Annotated in this window: 9 protein-coding genes, 1 tRNA gene and 1 pseudogene; 8 read left to right on the top strand and 3 right to left on the bottom strand. The window is 72.9% G+C overall.

Features of this window, described 5'->3' with window-relative positions:
- Nucleotides 1-3 precede the first annotated feature (3 nt).
- The 5 genes from gyrA (at nt 4) to DRB96_RS09300 (ending at nt 5,247) form a co-directional block, all read left to right on the top strand.
- Nucleotides 4-2,637 (top strand): DNA gyrase subunit A, encoded by a 2,634-nt coding sequence (gyrA, locus tag DRB96_RS09320; RefSeq protein WP_112448000.1) that lies wholly within the window; start codon nt 4-6, stop codon nt 2,635-2,637.
- Nucleotides 2,638-2,639: 2 nt separating this feature from the next.
- Nucleotides 2,640-3,269 (top strand): DUF3566 domain-containing protein, encoded by a 630-nt coding sequence (locus DRB96_RS09315; RefSeq protein ID WP_112447999.1) that lies wholly within the window; start codon nt 2,640-2,642, stop codon nt 3,267-3,269.
- 118 nt (nt 3,270-3,387) lie between these two features.
- Nucleotides 3,388-3,461: transfer RNA gene (locus tag DRB96_RS09310), tRNA-Ile, on the top strand.
- 156 nt (nt 3,462-3,617) lie between these two features.
- Complete coding sequence (locus DRB96_RS09305) at nt 3,618-3,752, top strand: DLW-39 family protein (RefSeq protein ID WP_208809277.1); 135 nt, start codon at nt 3,618-3,620, stop codon at nt 3,750-3,752.
- A gap of 166 nt (nt 3,753-3,918) precedes the next feature.
- Nucleotides 3,919-5,247, top strand: coding sequence for a hypothetical protein (locus DRB96_RS09300; protein ID WP_239516226.1), 1,329 nt, complete (start codon nt 3,919-3,921; stop codon nt 5,245-5,247).
- A gap of 192 nt (nt 5,248-5,439) precedes the next feature.
- Here the strand turns inward: DRB96_RS09300 and DRB96_RS44425 are convergent.
- Nucleotides 5,440-5,604, bottom strand: a pseudogene (locus DRB96_RS44425) (Sua5/YciO/YrdC/YwlC family protein); the annotation flags it as partial.
- A 445-nt stretch (nt 5,605-6,049) separates the two neighbouring features.
- Between DRB96_RS44425 and DRB96_RS09290 the strand changes: the two are divergent.
- Entirely contained in the window at nt 6,050-7,657 is a 1,608-nt protein-coding gene (locus DRB96_RS09290; RefSeq protein ID WP_112447998.1) for an alpha/beta hydrolase, read from the top strand.
- A gap of 153 nt (nt 7,658-7,810) precedes the next feature.
- The gene (locus tag DRB96_RS09285; protein ID WP_162688536.1) at nt 7,811-8,599 is read left to right on the top strand and encodes a hypothetical protein; all 789 of its coding nucleotides are present in this window, start codon (nt 7,811-7,813) and stop codon (nt 8,597-8,599) included.
- Between the two features lie 18 nt (nt 8,600-8,617).
- Here the strand turns inward: DRB96_RS09285 and DRB96_RS09280 are convergent, their stop codons facing one another.
- Nucleotides 8,618-9,919, bottom strand: coding sequence for an MFS transporter (locus DRB96_RS09280; RefSeq protein ID WP_112453305.1), 1,302 nt, complete (start codon nt 9,917-9,919; stop codon nt 8,618-8,620).
- Between the two features lie 99 nt (nt 9,920-10,018).
- Between DRB96_RS09280 and DRB96_RS09275 the strand changes: the two genes are divergently transcribed.
- The gene (locus DRB96_RS09275) at nt 10,019-11,104 is read left to right on the top strand and encodes a helix-turn-helix domain-containing protein (RefSeq protein ID WP_112447996.1); all 1,086 of its coding nucleotides are present in this window, start codon (nt 10,019-10,021) and stop codon (nt 11,102-11,104) included.
- Between the two features lie 8 nt (nt 11,105-11,112).
- Here DRB96_RS09275 and DRB96_RS09270 read toward each other — a convergent pair whose 3' ends face one another.
- Nucleotides 11,113-12,399, bottom strand: a complete 1,287-nt coding sequence (locus DRB96_RS09270; RefSeq protein ID WP_239516086.1) for an MFS transporter — start codon at nt 12,397-12,399, stop codon at nt 11,113-11,115.
- Nucleotides 12,400-12,406: the final 7 nt, after the last annotated feature.

Raw genomic sequence — 12,406 nt, 5'->3', positions numbered from 1 at the left:
GCTATGGCCGACGAAATCACCCAGCCCGCTCACAACGCAGAGAACTCCGCGGAGGAGCAGCCCGTCCAGCGCATCGAGCCCGTCGGGCTCGAGACCGAGATGCAGCGCTCCTACCTCGACTACGCGATGTCCGTCATCGTCTCCCGCGCGCTGCCCGACGTACGGGACGGCCTCAAGCCGGTCCACCGCCGTGTGCTGTACGCGATGTACGACGGCGGCTACCGGCCCGAGAAGGGCTTCTACAAGTGCGCCCGCGTCGTCGGCGACGTCATGGGCACCTACCACCCGCACGGTGACTCCTCGATCTACGACGCCCTGGTCCGCCTGGCCCAGCCGTGGTCGCTGCGCATGCCGCTCGTGGACTCCAACGGCAACTTCGGCTCCCCGGGCAACGACCCGGCGGCCGCGATGCGGTACACCGAGTGCAAGCTCATGCCGCTGGCCATGGAGATGCTCCGGGACATCGACGAGGAGACCGTCGACTTCAAGGACAACTACGACGGCCGCAACCAGGAGCCCACCGTCCTGCCGGCGCGGTTCCCGAACCTGCTGATCAACGGCTCCGCCGGCATCGCGGTCGGCATGGCCACCAACATCCCGCCGCACAACCTGCGCGAGGTCGCGGCCGGCGCCCAGTGGGCGCTGGAGCACCCGGAGGCCTCGCACGAGGAGCTCCAGGACGCGCTCCTCGAGCGGATCAAGGGCCCGGACTTCCCGTCGGGCGCCCTGGTCGTGGGCCGCAAGGGCATCGAGGAGGCGTACCGGACCGGGCGCGGCTCCATCACGATGCGCGCGGTGGTCGAGGTCGAGGAGATCCAGAACCGCCAGTGCCTGGTGGTCACGGAGCTTCCGTACCAGACCAACCCCGACAACCTGGCGCAGAAGATCGCCGACCTGGTGAAGGACGGCAAGGTCGGCGGCATCGCCGACGTCCGCGACGAGACCTCGTCCCGGACCGGCCAGCGCCTGGTGATCGTCCTCAAGCGCGACGCCGTCGCCAAGGTCGTGCTGAACAACCTGTACAAGCACACCGACCTGCAGACGAACTTCGGCGCGAACATGCTGGCGCTGGTGGACGGCGTGCCGCGCACGCTGTCGATCGACGCCTTCATCCGCCACTGGGTGACGCACCAGATCGAGGTCATCGTCCGGCGCACGAAGTTCCGCCTGCGCAAGGCGGAGGAGCGCGCCCACATCCTGCGCGGTCTGCTCAAGGCGCTGGACGCGATCGACGAGGTCATCGCGCTGATCCGGCGCAGCAACACGGTCGAGATCGCCCGCGAGGGCCTGATGGGCCTGCTGTCGATCGACGAGATCCAGGCGAACGCGATCCTGGAGATGCAGCTCCGCCGCCTCGCGGCCCTGGAGCGGCAGAAGATCGTCGCGGAGCACGACGAGCTCCAGGCGAAGATCAACGAGTACAACGCGATCCTGGCCTCCGAGGAGCGCCAGCGTCAGATCGTCAGCGAGGAACTGGCGGCCATCGTCGAGAAGTTCGGCGACGACCGGCGTTCCAAGCTGGTGCCCTTCGACGGCGACATGTCCATGGAGGACCTGATCGCCGAAGAGGACATCGTCGTCACGATCACCCACGGCGGGTACGTCAAGCGCACCAAGACCGAGGACTACCGCTCGCAGAAGCGCGGCGGCAAGGGCGTGCGCGGCACGAAGCTGAAGCAGGACGACCTCGTCGACCACTTCTTCGTGTCCACCACGCACCACTGGCTGCTGTTCTTCACGAACAAGGGCCGGGTCTACCGCTCGAAGGCGTACGAGCTCCCGGACGCCGGCCGCGACGCCCGCGGGCAGCACGTGGCGAACCTGCTGGCCTTCCAGCCGGACGAGAAGATCGCCCAGATCCTCGCGATCCGCGACTACGAGATCGCCCCGTACCTGATCCTGGCCACCAAGGGCGGCCTGGTGAAGAAGACGGCGCTCAAGGACTACGACTCTCCCCGGTCGGGTGGCGTCATCGCGATCAACCTCCGGGAGAGCGACAACGGCGCCGAAGGCATCGCCGACGAGCTGATCGGCGCCGAGCTGGTTTCCTCCGAGGACGACCTGCTGCTCATCAGCAAGAAGGCGCAGTCGATCCGCTTCACGGCGACCGACGACGCGCTGCGCCCGATGGGCCGCGCCACTTCGGGCGTGAAGGGCATGAGTTTCCGCGGAGGGGACGAACTGCTCTCCATGAGCGTGGTCCGGCCCGGTACGTTCGTCTTCACCGCGACCGACGGCGGCTACGCCAAGCGGACGCCGGTCGAGGAGTACCGCGTCCAGGGCCGTGGCGGCCTGGGCATCAAGGCGGCGAAGATCGTGGAGGACCGCGGGTCGCTCGTCGGGGCGCTCGTGGTAGACGAATCGGACGAAATCCTCGCCATCACCCTCGGCGGTGGTGTGATTCGTACGCGCGTCAACGAAGTACGGGAGACCGGCCGTGACACCATGGGCGTCCAGCTGATCAACCTGGGCAAGCGGGATGCCGTCGTCGGTATCGCCCGCAACGCGGAGGCCGGTCAGGAAGCTGACGAGGTCGACGACAGCGAGAACGAGATCGGGACCGACGCGGCTGTCGAAGGACAGGCCGCGGAGGCTGCCGGGGGCACGGAGCCCTCGGCTGGGGAGCACGAGGAGTAAGCGTGAGTGGAGCCACGGGCGCCGGACCGGCCGAGACTGGAGCGAACGGTGCCCGTGGCGCCGCCGCGGACTCCCAGGGGGGAACCGTGACGGACACCCGAGGATCGCAGCCGCCGCAGCCGAACCAGCCGCCGGCCGGTCCGCAGCAGCCCTACCACCCGCCGCAGGCGTACTCGGCGCCTTCGGGCCCCGGGGCGCCGCGCGGCGGCGGGGACCCGGGGGCGCAGCGCAAGCCGCGCACGGGGGCCCGTACGGCGCCCAGGACGCGCAAGGCGCGGCTCAGGGTGGCCAAGGCCGACCCCTGGTCGGTGATGAAGGTCAGCTTCCTGCTGTCGATCGCGCTGGGCGTCTGCACGATCGTCGCGTCGGTGGTGCTGTGGATGGTCATGGACGCCATGGGCATCTTCTCCAGCGTCGGCGGCACGATCAGCGAGGCCACCGGCTCGAACGAGAGCAACGGCTTCGACCTCCAGACCTTCCTGTCGCTGCCGCGCGTCCTGATCTTCACGTCGGTGATCTCGGTCATCGACGTGGTGCTCATGACGGCGCTGGCGACCCTGGGCGCGTTCATCTACAACCTGTCGGCGGGCTTCGTCGGCGGTGTGGAGCTGACCCTCGCCGAGGACGAGTAGACCCCTGCGGGGTGGGTCGGCAGACGGGCTGGTGACCTGCGCAGACGGGTCACCGGAACCGATTTTGGAGTCACCGGGTCTGTGCGCTAACCTTCAGAAGTCAGCGCGCAGCGCGGATGGGGCTATAGCTCAGTTGGTTAGAGCGCATCCCTGATAAGGATGAGGCCACAGGTTCAAATCCTGTTAGCCCCACAGTGTCGAAGACCCCCAGGCCCTTGGCCTGGGGGTCTTTGTCGTAGGGCCAGTTGGGTTCCACCTGCTGGTCGAAAGGCCGCCGAACGGATATCGGTCGGTGTGTATTGTTGGGCGCCAGAAGTCTCCTACGTCAACGAAAGACGAGGTCGCGCGGTGAAGAAGCTGCTCCTGGTCGCACTGGCCGCCATCGGCGGGCTCCTCGTGTACCGCCAGATCCAGGCGGACCGCGCCGAGCAGGACCTGTGGACGGAGGCAACTGACTCCGTGCCTTCTGGTTCCGGTGTGTGAGACCCAAGGTTGATCCCAAAGCCCCGACTGCCGCTGCGGTCGGGGCTTTGTGCTGCTCTGTGACGAAAAATTGCGACATGCAAAGATTTGGCTTGCGCTGGCAAATTCGGGGTGGATGTACGTGATGGAGCAGGTGCTGGGGCAGGTACGCCGGGGGCGGACAGGCGTGCGTCTGGCAGGCCGCGGGCCGGCAGGCCGGCGCGGGGTGCGGACGGGTGCGGGCGCGGTGGTGGCGGCCCTGGGGCTGCTCGCCGCCCTGCCGGGGGCCGCCGGAGCGGCGGGGACCCCGCAGCCGGTGCCCTCCTACCGGGGCGCGGACGGGGCGAAGGCCGTCGAGGGCAAGCCGTCGACGGCGGGCTCCCCGCTGCTGGAGCCCGGGTCGCTCTACAAGGACTCGATCGCCCCGGGCGAGCGCTACTACCGGCTCTACCTAGACGACCGCTCGACCATGTACGTCTCCGGGGTGCTCCAGCCGCCCGTGGGCGCCAAGGTCGCCTACGGCGACGGGGTCGAGGTGGAGGTCGTGAACACCGAGAACCACTACTGCCCGGGAAACCCGGGCCGGGGGAGCTTCGGCTACGACGCGGTGCCCGTCAGCGCCGTGGGCTTCCGGATGCTGCGCGAGGACTCGGGCTGCCAACAGCCCGGCACCTACTACGTCAAGGTCACCCGCACGGCGTCCAAGGGCGCCGACCAGGCCGCCTGGCCGCTGGAGCTGCGCGTCCAGCGCGAGCCCGGGCTCGGCGGCGGCAGCGCGCCCACCACGGCGCCCAGCGTCTGGCCGTCGGCGTCCCCGACCCTGCCGGGGACCGATCCGGCGCCGCGGACCGGCGGGAGCGGCTTCAACGACGCGCGGGCCCTGGGCAGCGGGGTGTGGAGCGACGAGCTGCGGCCCGGCCAGACGCGCTACTACCGGGTGCCGCTCGACTGGGGGCAGCAACTGGGCCTGGGGGCCGAGCTGTCCGCCGGCAAGATGACGAAGGAGTACGGCTCGGCCTCGTCCGGGCTGAGCGTCTCGCTGTACTCCCCGTACCGGGGCCTGGTCGACAACGAGGACGCCACCTACGACGGCAAGCAGGCGAGCGTCACCCTGCCGCGGACCGCGCCGGTGGCGTACGAGAACCGCTTCTCCTCGGACCGGAAGGTGGAGCCGGTCCGGGTGGCCGGCTGGTACTACGTCAGCGTGACCATGGCCAAGAAGGTCGGGGAGTTCACCGAGGACGCCGCGCCCGTGCCGCTGACCCTGCGCCTGGAGGTCATCGGCGCGGCGGGCAAGGCCCCCGCCTACGCCGAGGGCCTCGCCGCCGGGGGCTTCGGGGTCGGGACCGAGGACCGCGCCGCCGCCAAGGAGGGCACCACGGCCCTGGAGGCCGCCGACGCCGCCGAGAACCGTTCGGTGATGCGCGTGGTCGCGGGCGCCGGCTTCGGCACGGGGACGCTGCTGCTGCTCGTGCTCGGTGGCTGGATCCTGCTGTCCCGGCGCCGGCCGAGCTGAGGGCCCGACCCGGACCCGGACCCAGACCCGGACCCGGAACTAGATCTGGGTCAGGGCCCAGATCCCGACGGCGAAGCAGAGCAGGGCCGCGAGGACGAACCCGGCGGTGGCCTTCGGGCTCGGCGGCGCGAGGGAGCCCGCGCGGGCCGGCGCGGGCGGCTGCCCGTACGGGGAGGGGTACGGGGCGGTCGGCGCGCCCTGGCGCAGCAGGACGGGAACCTTCCCGGTGGCGTCGACGATCGACGACGGCTGGATGCCCGGGGTCGGCCCGCCGTCCAGGTACACGGACACGGAGTCGCCCAGCATCTCGCGCGCGGCGTCGCAGTCCTCCGGCGCCGGGTGCCCGGTCAGGTTCGCGGGCAGGGGGGAGGCGGAGACACCGGCGGCCGCGGCCAGCGGCAGGGCGGTGAGAGCGGCGACACACACGGCGATCAGACGGGCACGCCGAGGACGGCGAAGTGAGGTCATGCGCCACAGAAGACTAGAGCCCGCATCGCACAGACGCACGACATGCCTCTTCTTCCCGTGGATCACCCACCCGCCACACCACGACCACCCCGATGCCCGCCGGGGATGCGGTCCGCTCGCCAAGAGAGCGGCGGCCAAGAGAGCGGCGGCGACGGGCCGTCGGCGACGGGGCCACCCGAGGCGTCCCTTCCGCATCCCGTCCGGCCCGTCGTCTATCCCGGCCGCTCCCACGGGTGCGAACCTGGGCGTGCCGCTCAGCCGAGCGCGGGCGACCCGCACGTGCCCCCGACCTTGTGCGCTGCCCTTTCGACCTGCAGCAAAGGGAGTTCACCGCATGCAGAGCCGTTTATCGGATGACCTGCGCAAGCGGGCGGTGTGGGGCATGGCCCTCGCTCTGGTCGCGGTCACCGCACTCCTCGGGGCCGCGCCCCGGGCCGCCTCCGCGGCGACCGCCGCCGCCCCGCCCGTGCCCGTTCTGGCCTGGGGCCCCTGCGAGGACCCCGGGGACGGTTTCGAGTGCGCGACCGCTCTCGTACCACTGGACTACCGCCAACCCACCGGCCGTACGGTCGCGTTGGCGGTCACCCGGCGGCTCGCCGCCGACCCGGCGCACCGCACCGGCGTCCTGCTTCTGCACCCCGGCGGACCCGGCAACTCCGGCGTGAACTTCGCCCGTGACAGCTATGAGGCACTCCCCGCCGCACTCCGTGGCTCCTTCGACGTCGTCGGGTACGACATGCGCGGTGTGGGGCGCAGCGGGCAGGTGGAGTGCTGGAACGACAAGGAGTACGCGGCCGCCGTGGACGCCGCGCGCGGTGTGCCCGGCCCGGGAGCCCTGGGATCCGCCGTCCGGCAGGGCCTCGAATTCGCCACCGCCTGCCGCGAACGCTCCGGCGACCTCGTGCCGTTCGTCGGCACCGGGTCGAACGCCAGGGACATCGACCTGCTGCGCCAGGCCCTCGGCGAGGAGTCGCTCACCTTCTACGGCCGCTCCTTCGGCAGTTACGTCGGCACCGTCTACGCCGCGCAGTTCCCCCGGCGGGTCCGCGCCATGGTCTTGGACGGGGCGTACGATCCGCGTCGTTACGCGGAGGTGCCGTACGCCTACGACGCCGCCCAGTTCGTCGCCCTGGACACGGCGGTCGGCCGGTTCTTCGACTGGTGCGCGCAGAACGCCGCGGCCTGCGGTTTCGGCGAGGGCGAGCCCCGGCAGGCCTTCGAGCGGCTCAAGCGGGCGCTGGACGCCGACCCGGTCATCACCGCGAGCGGGCGCCCGGCCACCGGCTACACCCTGGCCTACCGCCTGATGTTCAACATCAACTCGGGCAAGGAGGTCTGGCCCTACCTGGGAGAGGCCCTGCGGGCGGCCCAGGCGCACAAGGGTTCGTTCCTGCTGTCCCCGCCCTCACCCGCGTCCTTCGACTTCCTCAACGTCAACCTGGCCGTCGAGTGCGCCGACCGGGTCTATCCGACCAGCCGCCCGCTCCTGGGCGCGCTGGTCGGCGCCCACGTCGCCGCCGCTCCGCTGCTGGGACCCCCCATCGGCCTCGGGCCGCCCACCTACGACCACAACCACGCGCCCGCCTGCGCCCAGTGGCAGGCGGAGCGGCCGAGCCGCTTCGAGGGCTCCTACCGGGCGGCCGGCTCCGCACCGATCCTGGTGCTCGGCACGACCGGGGACCCGGACACCCCGTACCAGGACGCCGTGGCCCTCGCCGGGACGCTGGACAGCGGGCGGCTGCTGACCTTCGCGGCCGAAGGACACACCGCCTACAACCGGAGCGCGTGTGTCAGCGCGCTGGTCGACGACTACCTCGCCACCCTGGCCCTGCCCGCGCGGGGCACGGTCTGCGCGGACGAGACGCCCCCGGGGGCGCTCGCCCGGCACGGCGCGGACATCGGGGTCGACGAGACGCGCGACGTGATCCCCGCGCTCCGCTGAGCGCGTTGCGCCGGTGACCGATCGGAGGCGGGGCGACGCGCGGGGATGAATCAGGACAGAACGGAGTGAAACCCTTAACCTCGGTCTGTGATCGACTGGTTCCCGCCTCTGGCTGACTACGCTCTGGCACAACGGTGCCCCCAATGCGGCGCCTTGCCCCGCGAGGAGTGCGACGCGCCCCGGAAGAAGGGCGAGTTGGCGCGCCTGGACCGGGTCCAGGCCGGACTCGGCCTGGCTCCCGGCGGCCACGACCCGCTCACGGCGATGCACACGTCGCGGGCCGATGCCGGAACCCGGCACTACCAGCGCGACGTCGGCAAGGCGCCCGGGCTCGAGGAGCGGGTTCCCGGCCGGCGGTACGACTCCCTGGACCGACCCCCCGCACCACGGCGGCCCGGACGCGCGGGGGCGCGGCGGCCCCGGCCCCCGGTCGCCGACGGGCCCGGCGCCGTCTTCGGCAAGGAGCGCGGGGCGGTCCGCTGGCCGTACGGGCTCGAACTCCCCGGGCCGCCCAGGTCCCTGACGCCGCAGGCCCTGGCCCGGCACGAGGAGGCCGTCCGGGACCGGCGCGCCGCACAGGAGTCGATCACGGCGTGGGCGGCGGCCTCCGGGCTGAAACGAAGCCTCTCGGGCTGCTGCCCCCAGTGGCTCCAGCGGCGCCGCAGTCGCCGGTGCAGCCCGTGGACCTGCACGCAGTACGGCAGTGACGGCCTGGACCACGACTGGCTGGACCGCCTGGTCTCCTGGACCCGGGACGGCTCCCCCGTCGCGATCACCGCGGCCCCGTACCAGGTGGCCCCGGAGGACGAGGTCCGGCTGAAGTGGTGGACCCGGACGGACCGGCGGCTGGCCGTGGCCCGGGGAACGGGCTGGCACGGCCCCGGGACCACGCAGATCGTGATGTGGCGGCGCGACATCGCCCGGGAGCTCCGGCCTGCGTGAAGGCCCCGCGGGTGCGCGTCACCGGGCGATGACGGCGGCGGAGAGGAGCGTCGCGGCGGCGAGCGTGCCCCAGAGCGCGGCCGGGCCGTGGGGTGCGAGCGTGGTGATCGCCGCCGGGGAGACGGCCAGGCCGAAACCGGTCGAGAGCTGGAATCGGGCGAGGGCGCGTCCCAGCAGCCGCGTCGGGGCGAGGTCCGTGACGAGCGCGGTGGCGGTGCCCGCGTAGAGGATCTCGCCGAGGGTGCAGACCACGGACACCGCGGCGACGGCCGGGGGTCCCCAGCCGTGCCCCAGCGAGGTGGCCGCGAGGAAACCGAGGTACGAAGCGGTGAGCACCACGCCGGCGATGGCCAGCACGGTCCGCCGGGGGAAGCGCGACATCAGGACGGTGAGCGGGACCTGGAGAGCGACCACGAGCACCGTGTTGGCCACGAAGATGGCCGCCGACCACACCGGGGACGCGTCCAGTTGGGTCATCAGGACGAGGGGAAGCGCGATCTCGGGGACGTTGAGGCAGAAGACGTACACCACGTTGGCGGCCAGCAGCGCGCGCGTCCGGGGTGCGGGCCCGCCGTTCCCGTCGGCGGCCGGGCCGGCCTGGTCGACCGGGCCGGCCTTGTCCGCTGATTCGGCCGGGCCGGCCGGGGACGCCCCCTGGTGTGCGCGCACCTTGACGGACCAGGCCAAGGCGGCCGCGGCCAGGTAGCTGAGCCCGGTGACGGCTGCCAGGGCCTGCAGTGCGGTGGGGCCCCCCGCCAGGCAGGCGGTGGCGAGCAGCGCGCCCGCGCCGAGGCCGGCGTTGCGCAGGGCGCGCCCCCACGCGAGGGCCGCGTCGCGTTCCCGGCCGTGGGAGACCGTGGCCACGAGGGCGGCGTGGGCGGCCGGCCACGCCTGGTTGCCGATGCCGAGGAAGAGCGCGGCCGCCGCGAACAGCCAGACGTGCCCGGCCGGTGCGGCCAGCAGCAGGGCCACGCCCAGGACCCGTACCAGCATCGAGGCCGCCACGGCCGAGCTGCGCGCGCCCCGGTCCAGCCAGCGGCCCAGGGCGGGCATGCACACCAGCCCCGCGACGACGCCGACGGTCATGGCGGTGCCGGTGGCCGGCGCGGACAGCCCCAGCACCGTCACTCCGTAGAGCAGCAGGAAGGGGCGCAGCAGGCCGGTACCGAGTGCGTCCACGGCCAGGGCCACGGCGTAGCGGGGGCCTCCGGAGGCGCGGATGAGGGTGCGGGAGTCGAATCGGGACGTGCCGCGGAACCTCGTGCGGAACCTGATGCGGGACCCGGCGCGGGACTTGGTCTTGGTGCTGGCTGCTTCCATGGCGGCCACGGTGCGTGCGGCGGCGGGCCGGGGCACGTCGGTTGACGCCCATCGTCAACCGACGGCGGTGCGAGCCCTCCGACCGGCGATGATGACCGGATGACGCTGAGGATCGACATCACGGGACTGCCGGCCGATCGGCTGCGGTTCGCCGCCTCCCCGCTCGCCGAACTGACCGCGATGCTGCACGTGCTGGCCGAGCCCGGGCACCACCCGCAGCTCGCCGGCTGGGCCGCGGACGTCTGGGCCGGGCTGCCGCCGGAACTGTCCGAGCGGCTGCGGGAGGCGGATTTCCTCTGGCGTTCCTCACGCGCCGATTTCCTGGTTCCCGCCCGTCCCCGGCAGACCCTCGCCGAGGAGCTGGACGACGTGGACCGGATCGACGACGACACGTACGTGACCGCCGCGCTCATCACCACGTGCGGCACCAACCGGGTCCACTTCGGCGCGCGGTCGCCGCTCGCCGACGCCTCGGCGCGCGAGCGGGTCCTCGATCTGGCCCAGGCCCGCGGCGCGCTCCAAGAGGCTTTCACGGAGCGGCTGCTCGCGGATCCGGCCACCGTGCGGGCGCGGGTGCGCGACACCTTCGAGCAGTGCGCGGAGGCCTTCTTCGACGCCGCCTGGACGGGTGTCGCCGTGGAACTCGCCACCGACCTGCGCGTGAAGAACGACCTGTTGAAGCGCCAGGGCGTCCGGGCCGCGCTCGCCTCGGTCTCCGGCGCCGTCACCCTGGCCCCCGACGGCGACTGCATCGTCGTGGACAAGCTCCAGGACAACGCGACCGCCGCCCACGGCGCGGGGGTCACCTTCCTCCCCAGCGTCTTCGGCCGCCCGCACCTGGTGGTGGTCTCCACGCCCGGATGGCAGCCGGTGGTGCAGTACCCCGCGGCCGGGGCGGCCCCGTCGGAGCCGGTACCGCTGGAGACGCTGACGCTACGGCTGGAGGCGCTCGCGCATCCGGTACGGCTACGGCTGCTGCGCACCCTGGCCCGCGGCCCGCACACCAACGGCGAGCTGGCCCACGCCTGGGAGCTCTCACCCCCGGAGGTCTCCCGCCACCTGGCCGTCCTGCGCCGTGCGGGCCTGCTCTCGGCCCGGCGGCACGGCCGTTACGTCCGCTACAGCCTGAACCTGCCCGAGATGACGACGCTGGGCGTCGATCTGCTGGCGGCCGTGCTGCGCTGAGCCACCGCTCAGGGCGTCCGCCGCGCCGGCGGGCTGCCGAAGTGGCGGGCGGTGGGAGCCAGGGCGGCCGCGGCCGGTACGAGGAAGCAGGACGCGGCGCAGACGGCGAGCACCGGGGTGACGCCGAAGGCGTCGATGGCCGGGGCGATCAGTGCCAGGCCGATCGGGGCCAGGCCGTAGGAGACCAGGAAGTCGAGGGAGGAGACCCGGGCCAGTTTGTCCGGGGCGACCTCGCGCTGGGTGGCCGTGAACCAGGGCACGTTGAACAGTTCGATCCCGATTCCCGCGACGGCGTAGGCGGTGATCACGAGGGCGGGATGGACGGGGAGCATCAGGCTCAGCGGGGCGACGCCGTACGCGGCCAGTCCGGCGAAGGCGGCCCAGCCCTGCGAGCGGGGGCGCAGGCGGGCGGTGACCAGGGCTCCGCCGAGCGCGCCCACGGTGTAGGCGGTCACGGCCGCGGCCAGGACCCACTCGGTGCCGTAGCGGTCGCGGCTGATCAGGGGCAGGGCGACGCTCGTGGCGGAGTAGCCGAGCGCGATCACGGCGGTCAGGGCGCCCAGGCCGGCGACGAACCAGGGGTGGCGGCGGGCCTCGCGTATGCCGTCGATGAACTCGGCGCGCAGCGAGGCGCGCGGGGAGCCCGGAGCGGGCGCCTTCGGTGTGGCGGGCGTGGCCGAGGGGTCCGCGGCGGCGGTCCGGGCCGGTGTGAACGCGGCGACGAGCCAGAGCAGTCCGATCCCCAGCAGCAGCGTCGCGACGTCGACGAAGGCCGCGAGCAGGGCGGTCAGGGCGGGGCCGGCCAGTGTGGAGGTCCGTACCGCCAGGGTCATGGCGGCGTTGGCCTGCTGGCGGCGGTCGGCGTCGACGGTCTCGGCGGTGAGCGCCTGGAAGGCGGGGCGGCAGGCCCCTTGGCCGGCGCCCGCGAGCGCGGCGGCGGCGGTCATGAGCAGCAGGGACCGGCCGAGGCCCGCGGCGAGGAGCGGGGCCGCGGCGGCGGCCGCCAGGGCGGACCAGAGGACGACGGCCCGCCGGGAGTGCCGGTCGGCCAGCACCCCGCCCACCGCGACGGCGGCGAGGAAGCCCGCGGTGCGGGCCGCGAGGACGAGGCCGAGGCCCGCGGCGTCGAGTTCCCGGTGCAGGACCGCCAGGCCCAGGACGAAGGGCAGGGCCCAGGTCGCGAGCCCGGAGGCGGTGGTCCCCGTCCACAGGCGCAGGAAGGCGGCGTCGCGCAGGACGGAACGGGCGGGCGGCGGATCGGACTTGGGTGTCGCGGGTGCGGGCGTGGTCGCCACGGTGCGG

This window comes from Streptomyces sp. ICC1 (assembly GCF_003287935.1).
Taxonomy (GTDB): domain Bacteria; phylum Actinomycetota; class Actinomycetes; order Streptomycetales; family Streptomycetaceae; genus Streptomyces; species Streptomyces tritrimontium.
This window is presented reverse-complemented; position numbering and strand designations above follow the sequence as displayed.